This window comes from Vibrio sp. D54 (assembly GCF_021728075.1).
Lineage (GTDB): Bacteria > Pseudomonadota > Gammaproteobacteria > Enterobacterales > Vibrionaceae > Vibrio > Vibrio alginolyticus.
Genome location: NZ_JAKKCS010000001.1, coordinates 440,970 through 463,045 on the forward strand (window position 1 = coordinate 440,970; position 22,076 = coordinate 463,045).

At 44.5% G+C, this 22,076-nt stretch carries 18 protein-coding genes; 9 read left to right on the top strand and 9 right to left on the bottom strand.

Annotated features, from left to right (window positions below):
• The 5 genes from L3V37_RS01970 to L3V37_RS01990 form a co-directional block, all read right to left on the bottom strand.
• Positions 1-1,336 (bottom strand): VWA domain-containing protein (locus L3V37_RS01970; protein ID WP_237305732.1); only part of this gene is annotated, 1,336 nt, incomplete at its 3' end.
• A complete protein-coding gene (locus L3V37_RS01975; protein WP_237305733.1) occupies positions 1,329-2,333 on the bottom strand; it encodes a VWA domain-containing protein in 1,005 nt (334 codons plus the stop codon). The genes L3V37_RS01970 and L3V37_RS01975, both read right to left, overlap by 8 nt.
• Positions 2,326-2,802: a DUF4381 domain-containing protein gene (locus L3V37_RS01980; RefSeq protein ID WP_237305734.1), complete on the bottom strand. Its 477-nt coding sequence runs from the start codon at positions 2,800-2,802 to the stop codon at positions 2,326-2,328. The genes L3V37_RS01975 and L3V37_RS01980 overlap by 8 nt, the downstream gene beginning before the upstream one ends.
• A 37-nt stretch (positions 2,803-2,839) precedes the next feature.
• Positions 2,840-3,766, bottom strand: coding sequence for a DUF58 domain-containing protein (locus L3V37_RS01985; RefSeq protein WP_237305735.1), 927 nt, complete (start codon positions 3,764-3,766; stop codon positions 2,840-2,842).
• 13 nt (positions 3,767-3,779) lie between these two features.
• Positions 3,780-4,736, bottom strand: coding sequence for a MoxR family ATPase (locus tag L3V37_RS01990; RefSeq protein WP_017635415.1), 957 nt, complete (start codon positions 4,734-4,736; stop codon positions 3,780-3,782).
• A gap of 310 nt (positions 4,737-5,046) precedes the next feature.
• Between L3V37_RS01990 and L3V37_RS01995 the strand changes: the two genes are divergently transcribed.
• From L3V37_RS01995 to L3V37_RS02030, 8 genes are all read left to right on the top strand, one after another.
• Positions 5,047-6,963, top strand: a complete 1,917-nt coding sequence (locus L3V37_RS01995; protein WP_017821859.1) for a methyl-accepting chemotaxis protein — start codon at positions 5,047-5,049, stop codon at positions 6,961-6,963.
• A 56-nt stretch (positions 6,964-7,019) separates the two neighbouring features.
• The gene (locus tag L3V37_RS02000; RefSeq protein WP_005375165.1) at positions 7,020-7,220 is read left to right on the top strand and encodes a restriction endonuclease subunit S; all 201 of its coding nucleotides are present in this window, start codon (positions 7,020-7,022) and stop codon (positions 7,218-7,220) included.
• A 246-nt stretch (positions 7,221-7,466) separates the two neighbouring features.
• Positions 7,467-8,135 (top strand): LuxR C-terminal-related transcriptional regulator, encoded by a 669-nt coding sequence (locus L3V37_RS02005; protein WP_021707603.1) that lies wholly within the window; start codon positions 7,467-7,469, stop codon positions 8,133-8,135.
• 228 nt (positions 8,136-8,363) lie between these two features.
• The gene (locus L3V37_RS02010) at positions 8,364-9,020 is read left to right on the top strand and encodes a LuxR C-terminal-related transcriptional regulator (RefSeq protein ID WP_031777174.1); all 657 of its coding nucleotides are present in this window, start codon (positions 8,364-8,366) and stop codon (positions 9,018-9,020) included.
• Positions 9,021-9,226: 206 nt separating this feature from the next.
• Positions 9,227-9,817, top strand: a complete 591-nt coding sequence (locus L3V37_RS02015) for a calcium-binding protein (protein ID WP_005375168.1) — start codon at positions 9,227-9,229, stop codon at positions 9,815-9,817.
• A gap of 152 nt (positions 9,818-9,969) precedes the next feature.
• Positions 9,970-11,688, top strand: a complete 1,719-nt coding sequence (locus L3V37_RS02020; RefSeq protein WP_237305736.1) for a type I secretion system permease/ATPase — start codon at positions 9,970-9,972, stop codon at positions 11,686-11,688.
• The gene (locus L3V37_RS02025) at positions 11,663-13,003 is read left to right on the top strand and encodes an HlyD family type I secretion periplasmic adaptor subunit (RefSeq protein ID WP_005383906.1); all 1,341 of its coding nucleotides are present in this window, start codon (positions 11,663-11,665) and stop codon (positions 13,001-13,003) included. The genes L3V37_RS02020 and L3V37_RS02025 overlap by 26 nt, the downstream gene beginning before the upstream one ends.
• A gap of 95 nt (positions 13,004-13,098) precedes the next feature.
• Positions 13,099-13,947 (top strand): mechanosensitive ion channel family protein, encoded by an 849-nt coding sequence (locus tag L3V37_RS02030; protein ID WP_005375171.1) that lies wholly within the window; start codon positions 13,099-13,101, stop codon positions 13,945-13,947.
• 95 nt (positions 13,948-14,042) lie between these two features.
• Here L3V37_RS02030 and fhuB read toward each other — a convergent pair whose 3' ends face one another.
• From fhuB to L3V37_RS02050, 4 genes are read right to left on the bottom strand one after another with little or no spacing between them, the layout of a single operon-like run.
• Positions 14,043-16,010, bottom strand: coding sequence for a Fe(3+)-hydroxamate ABC transporter permease FhuB (fhuB, locus tag L3V37_RS02035; protein ID WP_047103935.1), 1,968 nt, complete (start codon positions 16,008-16,010; stop codon positions 14,043-14,045).
• On the bottom strand, positions 16,007-16,936 hold the full coding sequence (locus L3V37_RS02040; protein ID WP_154203993.1) for an iron-siderophore ABC transporter substrate-binding protein: 930 nt from the start codon (positions 16,934-16,936) through the stop codon (positions 16,007-16,009). The genes fhuB and L3V37_RS02040 overlap by 4 nt, the downstream gene beginning before the upstream one ends.
• Complete coding sequence (locus tag L3V37_RS02045; protein WP_005383893.1) at positions 16,927-17,712, bottom strand: ABC transporter ATP-binding protein; 786 nt, start codon at positions 17,710-17,712, stop codon at positions 16,927-16,929. Before L3V37_RS02045 ends, L3V37_RS02040 begins: the two co-directional genes overlap by 10 nt.
• 51 nt (positions 17,713-17,763) lie before the next feature.
• On the bottom strand, positions 17,764-19,866 hold the full coding sequence (locus L3V37_RS02050; protein ID WP_237305737.1) for a TonB-dependent siderophore receptor: 2,103 nt from the start codon (positions 19,864-19,866) through the stop codon (positions 17,764-17,766).
• Between the two features lie 145 nt (positions 19,867-20,011).
• Between L3V37_RS02050 and L3V37_RS02055 the strand changes: the two genes are divergently transcribed.
• Entirely contained in the window at positions 20,012-21,865 is a 1,854-nt protein-coding gene (locus L3V37_RS02055; RefSeq protein ID WP_237305738.1) for an ABC transporter ATP-binding protein, read from the top strand.
• Positions 21,866-22,076 lie beyond the last annotated feature (211 nt).

Genomic DNA, 22,076 nt, shown 5'->3' on the forward strand with positions numbered 1-22,076 from the left:
GTTTTAGCTTTTCTTCTACAACCGATAGGTTTTTCTTCGCGGCTTCAAAGTTAGGCTTTTCCTCTAGCAGTTTTTTATACAAATCAGCCGCATCTTCTAATTGACCATTTTGAGCGAGCGAGTTGGCGAGGTTATAGCGGCCGTTAAGGGAGGCATCATGAGAAAATGCTTCGATAGCGGCTTCGTAGTCACCTTTTTGATAACTGGCGGCTCCTTTCCAGCTTGGGTTTGTAAATAGGTTTTGCGCCTGTTCATACTCACCTTGCTTGTATAGTTCCGCTCCTTGTTGGTCGGCATTTAAGAACGGATTAGCTTCTGCATGCGGTGTCCACGTTACTGGGACTACAGTCGCAACTACCATCCAAATCAGGCCGCGTCGAAACAGTAAACCCGCAGGAAGAAGTAACAACGGCAGTAACCAAAAGCCACTGTTGAGACGAGAATCAGTTTTAACTTCTTCGCTTTGGGTCGCAGAAAGCTGGCTACCAATGTTATTGGTAAAGGCCGCGATGTTTTCAACATCACGGTTGGTGTGCTGAATAGGAACAAATAGGCCACCAGTCTTATTCGCTAGCGTTTGTAGATTTTTCAGATTTGTTTTCGCTACGACGGTAGTGCCTTGTGCAGTTTTTAGCAGAGAGCCATCGGGCAGCGCGATAGGCGCACCGTTAGGAGTCCCGACGGCAAGAACAGAAATGCGAAACTTTGTACCTTGGACTAAATCTAACGCGCGAGACAGCTCTGACGTATCAAGATCATCCGCTAACACGATGATATCGCCTTGTTGCGTGCCGGCTTGAGAAAACTGATTGATCGCCAGTTCAATCGCGGCAGGCAGGTTTGCTCCTTGAAAAGGCATCAGCTCTGGTGACAAATTTTCGATAATGCCAGCAAGCGTGCTGGAATCAGTTGTCAGTGGACTTAAGTTATAGGCATCGCCAGCGTAAGCAATAAGTCCAGTGGCTCCCTCTTTCCATTTAGGCAGCAAATCGAGCGCCTTATAACGTGTTTGTGCTAGCCGATTGGGTTTGATGTCTGTAGCAAACATAGAGCGAGACATATCAAGCACCAAGATACGGTTTTGGTTTAACTCAAAGCTTGGTCGAGCATTGGACTGCCAGCTTGGCCCCGCTAATGAAATGCAAGTTATTGCCCAAGCTAAACCCCATAGAGTGAAGTAATGCTTAGACTGCGTGTTTTGTCCGAGCATCCGCGCTAGGTGAGGGGCAATCAGTGTGGATTTTTGGGCTCTAAATTTGTGATTAAGCAAGAGTGCGATAGGGATCACGATGAGCCCCAAAAGCCAATAAGGATTGAGGAAAATAAACTCAGCCATGTTTTCTCCTTAACAGGAATAACAATACCGATAATACAAATGCAGCGCTTAATGGATATGGAAACCATTCAGACTGTGGGCGCCAAGTTTGTGTGTCGCTAGATACGGGTTCTAGCTGGTTGATGGTGTCATAAATATTTTCGAGCTCTTCTGTATCTCGCGCTCGAAAATATTGTCCACCTGTCACCTCTGCCACTTTAGTCAGTGTTTGTTCATCTAAATCGGCTGCGGTGTTGACTTTGCGAGTCATGAAAAACTCCTTCACCATCATTTCACCAGCGCCCACGCCCACGGTGTAAATAGTGGCGTTGTATTTTTTCGCAATTTCCGCTGCTTCTAGCGGCTCGAGAACCCCTGCAGTATTGCTGCCGTCACTAAGCAAAATCATGACTCGTTGCGGAGCATCACTGTCTACAAAGGTTTTTGTGCCTAAACCAATACCATCACCAATGGCGGTTCGTTGACCAACCAAGCCGATGACGGTTTGATTAATCTGTTGCATGACGCTTTTGCGGTCTGCAGTGAGTGGTGTTTGCAAATAAGCATGGTCGCCAAACAAAACAACTCCGAGACGGTCACCTTTTCTCTTTGCTACGAAATCAGACAGAACTTGTTTGACTGCTGTGAGGCGATCGATATATTCGCCGTTGAGTTCCATGTCTTCCTGCTGCATCGAACCGGACAGATCGACGACTAACATCAAGTCCCGATATTTGGGTTGGAATTCAACGGGATCGCCAAACCAAACTGGACGCGCACAAGCGACGACAAGAAGGCCCCAGATCGCGATTGAAAGCGCTTTTTGCAGCGCTTGCTTAGGCTTGCTGCGATTCTCATTAGTTGGTAAGTACGCCAATTTGATCTCGGCTTGTTGAGATTCTTGTGGCAGGAACTTGTATACCAGCCAGGGGATGGGCAACAAAAACAGTGCCCACCACCAGACAAATTCAATGTTTAGCCATTGGGCAAGATCGGCTATGAGTGTTTGCTCAGTCACGGTTATTTGCCTTTTTCTTTGGTGGCAAAGCGTAGGTTATCCAAAAGACACAATCGTCTACCAAGCTTTGATGCTGCCCTTGGGAGGAATTCTGATACAACGCTTCTTGCCACTGATGTTGTTTGTCTACGAATCGAGTCTCTTTGGTATGGCTATCGAGAAATTTATACCAAGCGATTCCAGTTAATGGTGCGATCTCTTCACGCGGAAAGTAACTCAATGCTGCCTGGCGCAATATTTCCAGAGCAGAAGAGGGGGTATGAGGCGCGGTAGGTTGAGTTAAAAGTGTTAATGCTGTCTTTTTTGCGCGTAAGTGTTTTTTACGCCATCTCACATAAAGACAAATGCCGAAAACGAACAGCAAGGTTGCTGCAAGCACCACCCACCATCCCCAAGCGAGCGGAAACCAATCCGGTGCGTTTGGCAAAATCAAAGGTTCAAGGTCTAGGCTTTGGTTGTTTGTTGTCATTATTATTACTGCTTAATAAATACTGCTTGTCAGTTTGTTAGCTTAATTGTGAAATTAAGGGCCAGCCACTTGATAGCGTGTTAAATGGAATTGCTATCGAATGGCACTGCTGCTTAATGGTTTCTTGATGTTGGGTAAAGTGGCTTTCGAGTTCTCTTCGTTGTCCTTTAGAGCCAAAGTTAAACCATTGACTATGCAGCCCATCCGAAGCTTTCACTTGACCTCTAAAGTCTGTTTCGCCTCTTTCTAACGGATCATAAAACTGAACGGCCCTTACGCTATTGTGTTGTTTGAGTCGACGTAGTTGTGCCAGTTCCGTTGGTGTTACGTGGGCAAAATCACTGAGCATAATAAATTCGCTGCCTTTTGGGGTGAGCGTATGAAGTGTCTCCAATACTTGTGCATACGGCAGTGTACGAGTGTCGTTGCTTGCAGTACGAGTTACTTGCGCATTATGTATGTCGACTATGGCGTTAAGAATCCGCAGCCCTTGTCTTTGTAAAGAAGAGGGGCGAAATTCAAGACATTGATGTCCGTCATCAATCACTGCGCCGATGCGATCCTTTTTAGCTAGAGTTAGCCAAATTAGAACACTGGCAAAGTGGGCCAATTGAACGGATTTGAGTACATACTTAGATCCAAAATGTAGACTAGAACTTAGATCAAGATAAAGAATGACCGCTTGCTCTTTATCTTCTGCAAACAACTTCGTATGTGCTTTACCGGTCCTAGCGGTGACTCGCCAATCAATGCTGCGAATATCGTCGCCAGGTTGATATTGGCGCACCTCCATAAAATCCATACCTCGCCCTTTTTGGCGACTGGTATGGTTACCACTCATCTGCGACCAGAGACTCTGTGCTGGTGGTAACCAACGTACAGATTGAGTGCGATATTGGAGCAGCTCTTCAAGGGTTAATGTCACCCCATTCGCATGAGGTGGTAATGAATGTGTAGCGGACATATCACTCACTCGTTTATGCACTGCCAACAAGGTTTAGCAGTTTATCGATGACCTGGTTTGCCGTAATGCCTTCCGCTTGAGCGTGGTAACTCAATAATAAACGGTGGCGCAGTACCGGATAAGCCATGGTTTGAACATCTTCCGGAGAGACAAAATCACGACCAGCAAGCCAAGCGTGCGCACGTGCACAGCGATCAAGAGCGATGGTGGCACGCGGACTCACACCCATTGACAACCACTTGTCCAACTCAGTGTCATATTTGTTGGCTTGACGTGTCGCCATAACTAAACGGACGATGTACTGCTCTATCGTTTCCGCCATATGAATATCCAACACCTCTTTACGTGCGGTGAATATATCTTGTTGGCTTAACATTGGGCGTTCAACCTTTGCTTCGCCTTTTGCTTCTCCGCGGTTAATACGCAAGATAGATAGCTCATGCTCCGCATCTGGGTATTCCACTTCTAAATGCAATAAAAAGCGGTCTAGCTGCGCTTCAGGAAGGGGGTAGGTCCCTTCTTGCTCTATCGGGTTTTGAGTTGCCATAACCAAAAACAACTCTGGCAGCGGGTAGGTATGACGACCAGCTGTGACTTGTTTCTCTGCCATTGCTTCAAGCATTGCCGCTTGTACTTTGGCTGGTGCACGGTTTATCTCATCCGCAAGAATAAGCGAGTTGAAGATAGGACCTGATTGGAAAGTGAATTCTCCGGTTTCGGGACGGAAGATATCGGTTCCGGTTAAATCGGCTGGCAGCAAGTCAGGGGTGAACTGAATGCGGTGGAAGTCGCCTTCAACACAGTCTGAGAGTGATTTTACTGCACGGGTTTTTGCTAACCCAGGAGGGCCTTCAACTAAAATATGCCCATCCGCAAGAAGCGCAACAAGCAGTTGCTTTACCAGATCTTGCTGTCCGATGATCTGCGACTCTAAGTATTGCTGAAGAGTTTCGAAGTTAGATTTATGCATGCTTTGGACTCTCGGTATCCATATGATTTTCGTGTTGAGTATTGGTCATTTTCCATGTGAAAAAAGTTCCAACGCTCTATTGCAATTTATCTTTTCAATATTGGGACGCTACAGAGAATTGCAAGTACGTGCTATCTCTGAAAGTGCTTATTTGACAGTGTGTTACATTTATTTTTCATAATATAATGAGAAATGCCTCTAGTTTTGTACATATGAGCCGATAAAGATTCCGTGGTGTGCGTGTCATGAGATATGCACCTGATTCCCCTTGCGGGGCCAATAACAAGTGATTCTTTTAAAAGGTCCGAATATGTTGAAACTTCATTCCTTGAGCATCAAACAGAAGGTTGTACTTGGCATTACGTTTGCTGTTCTAGCATCAACAATCATTGTTGGTGTTATGGCTCAGCGTCATGCGAGAGATGTATTGAGCCATCGCCTTATTGACATCGAGCTACCTGCGATGTTGCAGCAAATCAATACCGAAATTGACCGCGAAGTTGTCGAAATGCAACAAGCGGCAAAACAGCTGGCTACAAACGAATTTATTGTTGAAGCCCTATCTAATACAGACCGTGATCCGTCAGTAGAAGTTCAGTTGGTTCAGCAGCTCAATAACGTTAAATCACAGTATGGTCTTAATGATGCGTCGGTAGCGAATCGTCAAACGGCATATTACTGGAATCAAAACGGATTCTTACGTCAACTTAACCGAACGCAAGATGCTTGGTTCTTTGGATTTACGTCGTCTGGTCAAGAAACGTCCGTGAGTGTGTTCCAAGAGGCAAATGGCGAAGTGAAAATGTTTGCCAATTTCCAAGATCTTAATGGTACATCAATGTCAGGTCTCTCTAAATCTATGGGAGACATGGTTGCTTTGCTCAATGGGTTTAAAATTGAAGATACGGGTTACGTGTTCCTCACTAATGAACAAGGCCAGATTCAAATACACCGCCAACAAGGTAAGAACCAAACTTCTATCACTAAACTATTTGGTAGTGACGCAAGTGCGCTGTTGAACAAAAATAGCTTCAACCTAATTAATGTGGAGTTTGAAGGGCAGGATACTTTTGTTTCTAGTTTGTATGTTCCTTCAATGAACTGGTTTGTTATTGGCGTGGTTCCCGTTGATGAAGTATTCGCAGACCTGAATGCGACAGCTAAAAAAATGCTGTTTACGACCATCATTGTTGCCGTTGTATTCATCCTCATGGGCGTATGGTTGGCAAACAGCATTACGAAACCAATCCGACTGATTGCCGATCGTTTTACCGACCTTGGGCAAGGTGAAGGCGATTTGGCGCAGCGTATTGAAATTAAGGGTAATGATGAAATTGCTCAGCTTTCAAAAGGCTTTAATGGATTTATTGAGAAGATTCATGCCACGATGAAAGAGGTTGCTCTAACCAGTGGCTCATTAAGTCAAGCGGCAGAAAGTGTGTCAACGAAAGCAACATCCACACACGACAACAGCCAAGAGCAGCGTGATCAAACCATTCAAGTAGTTGCAGCTATCAACCAAATGGGTGCGACCATCAGTGAAATTGCATCGAACGCTGCTACCGCTGCTGATACGGCAAATCAGGCTTCAGATAACACTCAAACTGGTCGAGAAGTTGTGATGAAAGCAAAAGAGGTGATCAGCCGCCTAGCCGATGATGTTGAAACAACCAATATTGTTGTTACGCAGTTGGCATCGACAACCAAAGATATTGGCTCGATTCTGGGTGTAATTCGTGACATCTCTGAGCAAACGAATTTACTTGCGCTAAACGCTGCAATTGAGGCTGCTCGTGCTGGTGAGCAGGGACGTGGTTTTGCGGTTGTTGCTGATGAGGTAAGAAACCTAGCTTCACGCACGGCTGATTCTACAGAAGAGATTCAGCGCATGATCAATCAGCTTCAAAGTGACGCACAAGACGCGGTAAGTGCTATGGAAGCGGGCAAAGCGGTCACCATAGAAGGGGTTACTTCTACCGATGAAGCAGTCGAGGTATTAATCAGTATTTCTGAACGAATCACCGACATCTCTGATCGTAATACACAAGTTGCAACGGCGACGGAAGAGCAATCCACGGTGGTGCATACCATTAATCAAAATATCGAAGAAATCAACGCGATAAATGAAATGACAACCGCGACAGCAGAAGAGTTGGCGGATGCAAGTCGCGATCTTCAAGCGCTCTCTTCTCGTTTAGACAAGATGGTTGGTAGCTTCAAGTTATAGAGTTGGATAGAATAGGCGAAGTTTAAAAGTTCAATCATTAATTTTAGGTAAGTACTATGAATGACTTCGAAAAAGAACTAGAGCAAATTTCTCAAGAAACCGCTCAGGAGCCAGAAGTAAAACTGCCGTCGCTAGAAGAGCAAAAAGCGATCGTCGCTGAGCTGAAAAAGCTGGAAGCGGAAGGTAAGCTGACGCCAGAAGTGTTAGAACAACACTTTGGTAAGTTTAACCAAAAAAACGCAGTTCCAATCCACTAAGTTAGGTGGTGTTTTGCCTCTAACGTGCGTGATTAAATCACCTGCTCAAACACAAAAAGGGAGTTTATACTCCCTTTTTTAATGTCTGAAAAATGCTAATACCTCTCACATACTTGCCACTTAAAAATTATTGACACTTCAATGAGTTATTAATTAGTACTAGTGATTTTCATACTTGACAATACTACCGCTCTATCTAAATCTATTGCGTATTTCAATAAAAACGACCAAGGGAATGCGATCAGGATGGAGCAGCAAAAAAAAAGAAACGTTATTTTAATCACGGAGGGAAGTCTACAGTCATCTCTGTTGAAAGATGTATTGGAGACCAAACTCGGTATTAGTGTTGCTCTAATCACGCCAGATAATCTGATTCACGGAGTGTTACATGAATCTCTTGCATCAGCCATTATTGTTGATTGCAGCGTGATCACGGATGAAATTTTTCGCCGTTATGCGGAGTTTAAAGCGGCCAAGCAGAAAGACACGCTTGAAATCTTAATTAATTGTGAGCAATCCATATCGACAGAAGATCTCTTTGCTTGGCGTACTTTGGCCGGTATTTTCTATACCTCTGATGATATAAAAACGTTGCAAGTTGGTATTGGTAAGGTGCTTCAAGGAGATATGTGGTTCAGCCGTAAGTTTTCTCAGCAGTACATTACTTACCTTCGTCGACATTGCAAACCTATAAATAAGAATGTTTCCGCTATTCTGACCAAACGAGAGCAACAAATAATTACCTTTCTTTCCATGGGGGCGTCCAATCAACAAATCGCCGAACAATTATTTGTCAGCGAGAATACGGTAAAAACGCATTTACATAATATTTTCAAGAAGATTGATGTGAAAAATAGAGTTCAAGCACTTATTTGGGCAAAGGAAAATATTTCAGACAACTCGTTAACGGTGTAATGCTATTGCAATATTAGGTTGCCTAATTTAGTAAACTCTTAATAATTTCTGTGACCTGAATGTGTTAAAAGTGTTTCTTTTATGAGAAACACTTTTTTTGGTTCTCTTTTTAATAACTTTAGAATTTAAAAAAGTAGCAAATAACTTTACTCTGTGAACTAGCACTTACATATCAAACTAAGTGCTGACGATTAACTACTAATTTAAGAATGTTAAGTCACTGAAAGTATGAGAAACATTATGGAACAGTATATGGAAAAGCCTGAAATCCTAATGCTCACTCAACAAAGTTTACAGAGTGAAAACTTTAAGGAAATGCTTTCTAAAAATACAGAAACTAAAATAACGATCATTGATACTAAAAACCCTAGTTATCATGAACTCATTCCGGAACGCTACTTTTTGCTTGTTGATTTTTCAGTTGAGATTCCTTCCGAAACTTTAGTTTATTTAAAAGATAGTAATAAAGTGCTAGGAACTATAATGCTTAATCTAGGTTATGACTTAGACACAGAAGAACTCGCTTCTTGGCCTCATGTAAAAGGTATATTTGGTCCAGGAGATTCAATGGACAAGGTTTGTCAGGGATTAAAAGCAATAATAAAAGGGGATAATTGGCTGTCTCGAAGATTACTTGATCAGCTAGTAAATTATTATCGAGGCAGAGAAGTAAATAGCATTATCGAACCTGCTATTGAGGTTGAGCTTACTCGGCGTGAAGTTCAGGTTTTAAAAATGTTGAAAGAAGGTGGTTCAAATATGGAAATCGCTGATTCTTTATTTATCAGCGAGCATACTATTAAATCACATCTATACAATATTTTTAGAAAGTTAGAAGTAAAGAACCGTACGCAAGCTACAAGTTGGGCTAAGAGAAACCTGTAGTACTAGTATTAACTTGCTGTAATAAAAAGAAAATACTCTATAAAGTACTAAATTTTATATTTATTATTAAAATGTCAGTCTGAAATATCATCCCATATTCAAACTTATTCCTATTCAGTTGACTATTAGACTTCTCATGTCGTGACGAATCTAGTCAGACGTGGAACAGAAGGTCTATTCAATTAATAAGCTAAGAGGGAATAAAAATGAGCGCAAGTGACAATGACACGTATTTAGGCGATGCAGGTGTAAATAACCAATTTGCTGATTTCGATGGCGGCGATGATTTGTTTATCGGTTTTGGTGGTAATGACTCGTTTGTTGGCGGTGGCGGTAATGATTATGTGATCGGCGGCGACGGCGATGATCGCCTAACTGGTGGTGCTGGAGATGACATCCTTAGGGCTGGTACAGGAAACGACTACCTCGGCGGTGGTACCGGTAATGACTTGCTGTTGGGTTTGCTGGGCGACAATAAATTAAATGGTGGTGTCGGTGAAGATATTCTTGTTGCTGGTTCTGGTGACAACGTTTTAGTTGGCGGCAGCAATGGCGATAAGTTTGTGTTCACGGATAAGTTTGGTGGCCATGGCGAAGCCAAAGTTGTTGATTTCACCATTGGTGAAGACTCTTTGCACATCATTAGCGACTCTGTCACAGACTTTGGTGATTTAAGCTTTAGCTACGATGCAGTTGGGAATGCAGTGTTTACCGATGGGGCTGATCTAACAGTGAAACTTATTGGCGTGACTGAAACTGACATCAACACCTATGGTGCTGATCTGTTCGTAATCTAAACGACTGAAAATAACTCTGGATGGGAATTAGTTTGCGTGGCTCTGCCATGCTGAGGTGAACTAATCGGACACTCTAGAGCGATTTGAGGTTACCTTAAGCTAGGCGCTAGTATTTCTGGCGCCTACAATTTTCACGTTAAACGGAAGTAGTCGTGCAAAAAACGGTTTTCAAAGAAGTGAAACAAAAACTATGCACGCTTGCGGGCTTGCTGATCGTTTTTAGCCTTTTTATCAACTTATTGGTTCTCTCGATTCCGCTGTACATGCTTCAAGTGTACAACCGAGTGATATCCTCCTACTCAACCGATACTTTATTCTTGCTCACTGTCATCGTAATTGTCGCGCTGTTAACCATGTCCATCATCGACATTGCACGAGCACAAATGAGTAAATCTTTTGGTTATTGGATGGACACAAAACTCTCCGCTTTCATGCTCAAGCGCACGATTCAATATCAATCACATACCGGGAAGAGTTATACCTCGCAAACTCTGAGAGACATTCAGAACATCAAAAGCTTTTTGAGCAGTCAAGCACCTTATCCACTGTTGGATGCGCCCTGGACACCGCTGTTTATTTTATTTGTGTATTTATTGCACCCGATACTAGGTCACATCGCGTTACTTGGATCTATCGTATTGTTTAGCCTAGGTCTACTCAATGAGCTGATGACGCGTAAAACAATGCAAGAGAGCGAAGTCAGAGCGATTTCTCATATCAACAACGCAGAATTAGCCACGCAAAACTCCAATTCAATTCTCGCAATGGGGATGATGAATGCATTTTTAGAGAAGTGGCAGTCGCGCGTGAGCGAAGTGAATGTGCTTGAAGAGCGAGTTGCAGGTAAGTCTATCTACATGGCTAACTTTTCTAAGTTTGTGCGTGGCTCATTACAGATATTTTTACTGGGAGGTGGTGCATGGTTAGTTATCCAACATGAGATAACGGCAGGGGCGATGATCGCGAGCTCCATATTAATGAGTCGGGCATTATCGCCGATGGAGCAGGCGATAGGCACGTGGCGAAGCGCGATGTCTGCTAAAGGCGCCTATAAAAGGTTGAAAGAAATCGATGCGATCGTGCGCCAAGATGAATCAGATATGCCACTGCCTAAACCAAAAGGACACTATGAGCTTTCCGGACTGGCCTATCGCCACCCTGGAGCAACTGAACCAGTGCTCTCATCGCTCAGCTTATCGATTCCTCCTGGTGTTGCTGTTGGGGTGATTGGCCCTTCTGGTACGGGTAAATCGACGTTAGCTCGGCTGCTATTAGGTACGGTTAAGCCATTAGCGGGTAAAGTGACTCTTGATGGTATGGAAGTCTCCGTATGGGCATCTGAAGATCGCGGCGTGCATTTTGGGTATCTCGCTCAAGAGGTGGAGTTATTTCCTGGCACAATTCGAGAGAACATCGCGCGCTTTAAAGAAGAAGACCCCGCTAAAGTCATCAAGGCGGCGCAACTAGCAGGATGTCATGAATTAATACTCAAGAAAAACAAAGGCTATGATTGCATTATTGGTGAAAATGGCCGTGGTTTATCTGGGGGGGAAAGGCAGAGAATCGCTCTTGCAAGAGCCGTTTATGGCGACCCATCTATTGTGATTTTCGATGAAGCGAATGCCAACCTCGATGGTGAGGGAGAGGCTGCGTATCAACGTTTGATTGCCCATTTAAAAGCACAGAGTACAACGATTATCGTCATTGCCCACAATCCGAGTACGTTACGACAAATGGATAGGCTGTTGTATTTGGCTGACGGCCGAGTCAAGTTATACGGCGCTAAAGATGAAGTATTAAAACGTTTGATGGGCGAAGAAAGAACAGATATCCCAAGGGTAAGAAATGAGCAATCAACTGCCAACCGTTAATCAGAGTTCTACCGAGATCGTATATCGTTTTAGCCCCAAAGCGAGACTAAGCTTTCGAAAACCAATTTTACTTGGTGTGGTGACCTTAAGTGTTTTTCTTGGAGGTCTTGGCTACTGGGCTGCAACAGCCAAATTAGAAAGTGCAGCGATTGCTTATGGTGATTTGTCAGTTCTCACTAAGCGACAAGAAATTCAGCATTTAGAAGGCGGTATTATTGAAAAGCTATATGTACAGGAGGGGGATTTAGTCGAAAAAGGTCAGTTATTAATTCAACTTTCTAAGCGTCAAGCTATGGCTAAGTTGGACTCGTTAAGTGGTCGTTTTATCCATACTCTAGCAAAGGAAAACCGTTTAAGTGCGGAGCTTGACGAGCTTCCAACGATTGTATGGTCTGATGATCTTGAAAGCATTCCCCGTGTCGATATCGTACAAGAAGCACAACTGGTTCAAAACAAGATCTTTGAAGCGAGAAAGCGATTCTTTGATAGTAAACTGAGTATCATTGAGCAGAGTATTTCTGGAGCAAATTTAGAGCTTGAAAACCTTCAGCAAACCAAAGTGATTGAGACGGAACGACTCAACTTTATTGCTGAAGAAATAGACAGCAACCAAGCCTTGGTGCAAAAAGGTTTCTCGGGAAAATCTACTTTACTTCAACTCAAGCGCTTAGCAGCGGAGGTGAGAAGTACCTTAAGCCAGTTAGACAGGCAATCGCTCACCGTTAGAAAAAGGTTAGATGAGAACCTAGCGCAAATTGAAGAGTTGAAGCTTGAAAGGCTGAATGAGATTGTCGAGGAACTACGAAATACCAAAACGGAAATTGTCGCAATTCGGGAAGAATATCGCTCCGCTCAAGATATTGTCGCAAGAACAACGATCAACGCACCTATTTCTGGTCGCGTAGTCAACATGCAAGTGTTTACCGAAAAAGGTGTGATTGGGTCGGGTGAAACGTTACTAGAACTGGTCCCGCAAGACGATAAGTTGTTAGTCGAGGCTCGTGTTAATCCTCAGGATATTGATTTAGTGAATCCAGGCCAGCAAGCGCATGTTCGTCTGACCGCTCTGAATGCACGGACGTTGGCACCTTTAGACGGTACAGTGCTGACGATTTCTGCCGATAAGCTCTCGCAAGAAAACCAAGAAGATTTTTATCTCGCTAGAATTGCAATTTCACCGGAAGATGTGACAAAACATCGTTTAACCTCAGGTATGAATGCCGAAGTGCTTATTTTATCTGAGCCACGAACGCCATTGAGCTACCTAATAAAGCCAATTACAGAAAGCATGAATCGCGCCTTCAGAGAGGAGTAATTTCAAAAAGACTTGAGTGAGCACGGACAACAGACAAAATAATTTGTTATCGTTAGCTGTTACTGGGCCGTATTTTTATTCGAGGGAGCCGTGGAATGGAGAAAGTGCAGTTAGTTGTCGATTTTCTTCTCACTCATAAATTGATTTTTACCGCATTGATCTTTGCGATTATGTGGTTAATTCGTCGTGCAATTTTATCGATGATTCGTGGTGATCACGCTTTTCTCTCAGAAGATCAGCGTAGTTGGATGTCCAGAACTAAAAATGGCACCTTTGCTGTTACATTACTGATTTTATTTATTTTATGGCAATCAGAAATTAACGAGTTTGCTCTGAGTGTAACGGCGATTGCCGTTGCCATTGTAGTGGCATCCAAAGAAATCATTTTGTGTTTTACGGGTTCGATTCAAAGAGCAAGTTCACGTTCTTTTCGCGTTGGGGACTGGATTGAGGTCGGGAAGTTATGCGGTGAAGTGATTGAGCACAATATGATGGCGACGGTGATTCAAGAGATCGACCTGCATCATGGGCAATATCATTACACCGGCAAAACAGCGACATTGCCTAATAGTATGTTCTTTACCTATCCAGTAAAGAACCTCAACTTCATGAAGCGGTACGTTTACCACAACTTTTCTGTAGTGGTGAAAGACTTCGTCAATTTGTATCCACTGTTACCGATTTTAACTGATAAAATTGAAGAACATTGCAGTTACTTTGCTGATGTTGCACATCGTTACAATGCGATGATTGAAAAACATGCCGGTGTTGACCTTCCTGGTTCTGAGCCACATATGCATATTTCTAGCAACATTAATGGTGAACAAATTCTGCACGTGATGATTTTCTGCCCAACCGATAAAGCGAACCACTTAGAGCACTTAATTCGTAAGGACTTTATGGAACTTTATGAGCAACGTTTTCCTGTAGTGCGAGAAGAATAGAGCATCGTACTTCGCCTTTCATTTCAAACCCCGCTATCGAAATAGCGGGGTTTGTTTTTCTTAGCGTATTTTTAGGCTGTAACAATATTCCCAACTTAGCTGAATTTACTCTTCAGCATTAAAAATAGGAAGTAAGTGCTGCCTATAATAGCGACCAACGTGCCAGCTGCGACCTGACTTGGATAAATAGCGATTTGTCCTAGCCAATCTGCCCACAACATTAGGGTTGCGCCAATTAAGGCACCGACACACAGTTGCTCTTTCACTTTTCTTGCTCCTAACATCATCGCCATATGGGGAGCGACCAAGCCAACAAAAGATATTGGACCAACTGTAGCGGTAGAAAAGGCGCATAACAAAGCAACGATGGTGAGCATAAGCGTATTGGCTACGGTAGGGTTAAGCCCTCGTGCATTTGAGAATTGTCGCCCGATGGAAATTAGTGTTAGCCAACGAGAAATCGAGAATACAGCGGCAAGCAGAACTATTATGGCCAAACATAGCATCAGTGCGGTGTCGGCTGTGACTCGATAAATAGAACCAGTTAGCCACAATAAAATTTTGTAACTGTCACCTGAGCCTTGAGCTAGCGAAAATTGAACGAGGGCTTCTAATAGTGCCGTTAGTGCGATGCCGGACAACACGAAGTTAGATGGATTAAAATGGCTTCGTTTACCGATAATCAGCAATAACATCAATACGGACATACTTCCGAAAAAAGCGATACCCCAGCTAAATGCGGAGAGAAGCGACCCAGCGATGACTCCTGTCGTTATAATGGCAAACGTGGCTCCGGAAGACACACCGAGAATATCGGGACTTGCCAGAGGGTTATAAACAATGCGTTGCAAAATGATTCCGGCAACGGATAGCGCAATACCGACAGAAAGTGCGGTTAACATTCGCGGCCAACGCAATTGCCATTGGAACTCACCTGGCACAGACCATTGAATTCCGTTTATACCATGGGTAACGAATGAGTAAGCTAGAATCCCAACCAGACTGAATAGCGCAATGCTGCATACCGCGCGTTTAGAAAGCGCCGTTTTTCCTTGGCTCATTGAAAGGTTAAGTTGATCGGTTGCCGTCAGCTTTTTACGAGTAAACCAAATTAAAGCGGGAGCGCCAATAGCTGCAGCCGCTACGCCGCTAGGAATGGTTTCCTCTAACCATAAGCTCAGCGAGATAGCGGCAGAGTCTGTGATGATTAGTAGCATTGCGCCCAAAAGCATGCTGCTGATCAATTCGTCGCGCGGTGTTCTTGCCCCCATCGCTCTGGCAATATTGGGTGTCAGTAATCCGATGAAGCTGATAATGCCAACTGCGGTGATTGAGGCAGATACCAGCCAAATACCCATCACCATTAACGCACCAAACGCGGGTAATACCGCTAAGCCTCGGGCTGCTGCGCCTTCTTGTCCTAGTTTCATTAAGGTCAGAATACGTGGTGCGACGATCAAAATTACGATTGCGATAGCGCAGCGAGGCAATAACCACTCAAACCAATCCCAGCTGTATTGAGAAAGGTCTCCGGCTCCCCACATAAAAATATTCTGTGCGAACTGGGCGTTTAAAATAATAATGGCTGTGGCGATAGAACCGAGCAAGATATTGATCACCATCCCCGAAACGACCAACGGCAAACCTGTCATATTACGCACACCGGCAATTGATACGATCAGGCCAAACGCCACTAAAGCCCCCACCATTGCGGCTAATGCAGAGTAATCGGCTACCCAATCGACGAACCAAATGTTTACCACGACTAATGCAAGCCAAGCACCAGAAGAGGTGCCAAGAGTCAACGGCGAGGTGAGGTTATTCTGCGTTAATTGCTGCATTAAGCTGCCGGTGAGACCAAGCATGGCACCAACAAGCAGGGTCATACTTAACCTAGGAAGCTGCGCTTGCGTAAAGAATACGTCACGAAACTCGGTTGCTACCTCTGGTTTTGTTAATAATTGCCATTGTTCGAAAAGTGATAAATTAGTATCAATTTGTAGGCTAAAGACGCTAAGTAACGTAATCAGCGCCAGATAACCAATATAATGTTTCGTTCTCATTGTTCTGGTGCCAACTCTATTAGACTGTCGGTAATCGCTTCAGCGGTGTATTGCAAAGACATGGCACCGCCATACGCCCACACTGCTCTGACTGAATTTACCCGCTGCTTTTTCACAAACGGCATCGCTTGCCAAAGTGGCGACTCTTTCAGTTTTCGTTCTTCTGGGAAAGGTTGTACGTAGAGAACGTAGCTGTTTTGAAGGCTCTGAAGCCGATTGATTCGATCTTGCTTTACTCCCCACGCACGTGGGTCCTCTTTAATTGGAGCCTGTAATCCCAGTTTTCTAACCACGTAGTCAGTGGTGGAGTTTTCGGTTGCAAGTAATACAGTATTCGGGGTTGAAAATCGCATCACAAGAACGCTGAGTGGAGCAGAGTAATAGTGGCGAATTCGCTGGCGCATCTGCGCAAATGAAGCATCTAATTCTGCCAGTTTCTGTTCAGCAAGTGCCTCTTTATTGAATAGCTTGCTGAGCGTACGAAAGTGACGAATGGCCGTTTCAGCTGCGGCCTCATTTTCAGAAAAATTAGGTAAATAGATTACCGGAGCAATTTGTTTGAGTAACGGAATCAAGTCTTGCTGTGGAGACGCAGCAAGGATGACATCTGGTTTCAAACTGGCTATTTTTTCTAAGTTGGGCTCTGCTCGGGTTCCAATATCTTCAATTGACTCTGGTGCAGTTGGATTGACGACCCATTGGCGGTAGCCTGGTAAATTTGGGGCTGCGATTGGTTCTACGTTTAGCGCCAAAACTTGTTCTAAGATGTCCCAGTTTAAGGCTACAACGCGTTGTGGCGCGTGCTCAAAACTATGCTCACCATATTCATCGGTAACGGTGATGACTGCATGTGCATTGGTCATAAAAAATGCGAGGAGAAAAGCAGATTGTGTAACCACAGTAAGTAAACGAGCTATTATGCGCATACAACAGCCACCTTTTGGCTCGCTAATGTGTTAGCCGGGCTTGGGTGCTCAATCAGCTTAATTGGTGACTCATATAGTTTAGAAAGGCGTGCCTCGTCTAACAACATGTCGGCGTTGCCTTCGAAGGCAATTTTACCTTTTTTGAGCGCAACAATGTGGGTGGCGTAGCGCAGTGCTAAGTTCAGATCGTGCAGGATCACGATAATGCCTACATTTTCGGTTCGATTCAGTTCTGCCAGCAGCGCCATTAGTTGAAACTGATGGTGAACATCGAGCGCCGAGGTTGGCTCATCGAGAATTAAAATTGGCGATTGTTGAGCCAGTAGCATAGACACCCAAGCACGTTGGCGTTCGCCGCCCGATAAGTCATCCGCCAAAGCTTGAGCAAAAGGTGTAACTCCTGTTCGTTCCATAGCCTGCGTGATGATCTGTTTGTCTTCGGTTTTCCAACGACCAAGTGCCCCACGCCACGGAAAGCGACCTAAGCGCACTAGCTCTTCTACCGTTAAACCAGCCGAAGAGGGCAGCTTTTGTGGCAAATAGGCGATCTGTTTTGCCAACTCTTTGGTTTTGAGTGATGAAAGGGAAGTATCGTTTAGTGTTACCGTGCCTTTATCTGGTGGCATTTGACCAGAAAGCAGGTTCACCAGTGTCGACTTACCTGAACCGTTATGGCCTAAAACGACCGTTAGCTCATTTGTTGGGATGTTAAGTTGTTCGATGCCGAGGATCTGACGTCCACCTCGTACGATCTCAATATTAGACAGTTGAAACATGGATGGCTCTTAGGAGAAAACTCCCCTCAATAGAGGGGAGTAGAAGTACAATTACCAGCGGTAGTTTGCGTTTAGCATAACAGAGCGAGACTGGCCGTAGTAACACCAGTAATCGCAACCTGAAACAAACTCTTTATCTAGGATGTTGTTCACGTTTAGCTGTGCTTGCCACTGTGAAGTGATGTCGTAAGTGACTGACGCATCCCAAAGAGTGACTGAAGGAACCGTTAGGTTCGAGCTCTTAGGGTTATCTTTTGACTCACCTACGTAGCGCACACCAGTACCGATATTGAGGCCTGGAATCAGGCTGTAGGCGCTGTAGTCTACCCATGCAGAAGCTTGGTGCTCAGGAATAAGTGCGGCTTGTTTTTTACCTTGGCCAAAGCTCTCATCTGTTTTCGCTTTAGTGTAGGTGTAGCTTGCCATCAGTTTTAGATCGTCGGTTAGCTGCGCCGTGCTTTCAAGCTCAATACCTTGAGATGTCACTTCACCTGTTTGTGTCGCAATCCATGTTGATGGGTTAGTGACCAACGCGTTCTTTTGCGTGATGTCGAACCATGCAAGGTTGATAAAGCCATCCATAAAGCTTGGCTCATACTTCACACCCACTTCTACTTGCTCGCCTTCCAGCGGTTTGTAAAGTTCATTGGTTGCCGCATCAATAGTGCTGATCACTTCAAACGACTGAGAGTAGTTTGCGTAAGGTGACAGGCCATTGTTTGCAAGGTACATCACACCCGCACTTAGAGAGAGCTGACCATCATCACGAGATTCACTTTGATCAACGGTAGCGCCTTTGCCAGAGTTTTCTGTTTTCACCCAGTCGTAACGAGCACCGATGTTACCAATCCACTGTTCATGCAGTTTCAATTGGTATTGTGAATAGAGACTTGCTTGAGATTTCTCAATCTCACGTTTCACGTTGTTGGCAGGATCAAGAGGGGTGAAGTTGCCGTAAACTGGGTTCCACGGATTGATGGTGCCAAATGCGTAGTTGTCCTGCTCGTCGCCATCGGTTTTGTGGAATTGCAGATCCATACCGATAAGCACTGTGTGCTCTGCGTTGTCTGTCATCCAGTTGCCGACAGCATTGTTATCGAACGTGATGCTCTGGTTTTTTCCGTCACGGAATACGATGCCTTGCGTTAATTCTTCTTTCGCTGGATCGTTGTTTGAGAACGCGTAAGAGCTGCGCAAGTACAACTCATTCGAACCGTAGTTGAGGTTTTGCGAGAGTGACCACGTGTCATTGATGTCGTGCTCTAGTAAGTAACCCAGAGAAAACTGCGTGCGTTCGTATTTATCGTAGTTTGGCTGACCAAGGTTAGTCGAAGGATCGATTTTGCCAAAGTTAGAACCAATCAGAGTACCTGCTGCTGGGAAGAATGGGTTAGTTGGTACACCGTCATCACGAAGGTAAGTTGCCAAAACGGTCAGCATTGTACGGTCAGAAATGTCGAACTCGACACTTGGCGCTAGGTAGAAACGCTCGTTATTTGTGCCGTCCAGTTCACCATCTTGGCTTGTCATCAAGCCAACCAAACGATAGCGCACAGTGCCTGAGTCGTTTGCTTCGTCAGCAATGTCAAAACCTACGGATTGGTGTTGGTTGTTGCCAACTTCGACTTTTACTTCGCCTTGAGGCGTAAACGTTGGTTTTTTCTGCACCGCATTCACGATACCGCCTGGTGCCGATTCACCAAACAGAATAGCCGATGGGCCTTTAACCACTTCTACACTTTCTAGGCCGTAAGGCTCGACCAACCATGTGTAGTAACCATCGCGGAATAGACGGTTGCCGTTTAGGTAAGTCGCTGCATCAAATCCACGAACTTTGAACCAATCAGTGTCGTTGTCTGCGCCATAAGGCTGAGCGGTTACACCAGACGTGTAGCGTAATGCTTCATCTAGCTTTTTCGGTGCACGAACACGAAGTTCATCTTCAGAAATGATAGATACGCTGCGCGGCGTTTCTGCCGCAGGGGTTTCTACTTTAAGTGCTTGCGCGGTGACCGTTATGGTCTCCATGGCAATCACGTCATCTTGTACGACGTCTTCTTGAGCTTGTGCTGTGAATGCAACCACTGCTGTAGGTGCTAAAGCACAAACCAACGCGTTGCGGATAGCGATGGTCAGTGAGTTATTCTTTTGCATAAATCTATTCCCGATAATTATGATTAACGCTAAGCTTAATTGTAATTATTATCATTTGAGCTTTTGTTTCGGTATTTTACTGACTTTTGTATCAAAAGATAGTAAAACGTTCGCAAATTCATTCGCGGTACCTAAAGTCATTGTTATGTTCAATTGGTTTGAAAAACTGACCCAACCCTTTCCCCAGATGGAAACCGAAAAGCCACCGAAGACGCTATTTGGCTTTTGTCGTTTTTACACTCGTGGCTTTGAAGCCCCTTTACTCGTTATGGCTGTGTTCAGTGCGCTTATTGCCATTACAGAGGTGACGCTGTTGCGTTATATGGGCGAGCTCGTCGATATTCTCTCTAATCAAGATCGCGCAACATTCTGGCAAGACCAGGGTGATCGCATGCTAATGATGCTGTTCTTAGTGGCGGTTGTGATGCCAGCTCTCGGTTTTGTCCACTCAATGGTGATGCACCAAACGTTATTGGGTAACTACCCGATGTCTATCCGTTGGTTGATTCACCGTTACTTGCTAAAACAAGCGGTTGGATTTTTCCAGCGTGACTTTGCAGGCCGAGTTGCGACCAAAGTGATGCAAAGTGCGTTAGCGGTACGAGAAACGGTCATGAAGCTGGTGGATGTACTGGTTTATATCAGCGTTTATTTTCTTTCGATGCTTTGGATGATGGGCGAAGCCGATGGTTTGCTAATGCTACCTATTGTGATTTGGATAGGAATGTACGCGGTTATCCAGTTCTACTTTATCCCTAAAATGAAACAAGTAGCGACAGAGCAAGCGGATGCTCGTTCTGTAATGACTGGGCGCATTGTCGATTCTTACACCAACATATCTACCGTAAAGCTATTCGCGCACTCGCAACGAGAGTTGGAATACGCAGAAAGCAGCATGAAGCAATTTTTGGTGACGGTTTACCGCCAAATGCGCATGGTGACTTGTTTACTGTTTAGTGTGGATGCCATCAACTATTTGCTGCTGATGTCTATTAGTGCCATTTCGGTTTATCTATGGCTAGATCACGCTGTAACAATTGGTGCTATTGCGATTGCCATCAGTATTGCATTGCGCGTACAAGGTATGTCGAAGTGGATCATGTGGGAAGTTAGCGCACTGTTTGAAAACATCGGTACAGTAGTAGACGGTATTAATACGATTTCAAACGATGTTGAAGTGAAAGACGTACCAAATGCTAAGCCTTTGCAAATCTCCCAAGGTGAGATCTGCTTTGATCACGTAGGTTTTAACTACAGTGACGAGAAGGCGGTATTTGAGAACTTGAACCTGACTATCAAACCGGGCGAAAAAGTCGGCATTGTCGGTCGTTCTGGGGCAGGTAAATCCACGTTGGTCAACTTGTTGCTGCGTTTTTACGACGTAAATACCGGTAAGATTTGTATTGATGGACAGGACATTTCTCAAGTCGAACAAGAGTCGCTTCGCCAACACATCGGTATGATCACGCAAGACACCTCTTTGCTGCATCGTTCAATTAAAGAGAACATTCTTTACGGTGATCCAGATGCTTCAATGGATGCCGTTATCGCAGCTGCTGAGAAAGCACATGCTCATGATTTCATTCAATCTCTACGAGACGAGCAAGGTAACGTTGGCTATGACGTTGAAGTGGGTGAACGCGGTGTGAAGCTGTCTGGTGGTCAGCGTCAACGTGTGGCGATTGCTCGCGTGCTGCTGAAAAACGCGCCAATTTTGATCATGGATGAAGCAACGTCTGCACTTGATTCAGAAGTGGAGTCGGCAATTCAAGAAAACCTTGAAGTTCTGATGGAAGGAAAAACAGTGATCGCGATTGCTCACCGTTTATCAACGATTGCCGCGATGGATCGTTTGATTGTAATGGATGACGGCAAAATCATTGAGCAAGGCTCACACCACGAACTGCTGCAATTGGGTGGCGTTTACGCTCAGTTGTGGAAGCATCAAACCGGCGGTTTTTTGTCTGAGCAAGATGATGCTCAACTGCAAGTCATCTAATATGACGCTACACGAAAGAGGAGCAAATGCTCCTCTTTTTTGTGTCTGTCGTTTATACCGAGTAAGTAGGCGTTAATGGGCAACGTTAACTTGTGATTATTCATTGAGTTAGGCCAACTTAATGATGGTTATGTTTATAACTCACTGTCGTTATTGAATTTTTTACGCTTTTTTTACGCGAACTCCGAATGGGCTTTTGCTAAAGTTTTCT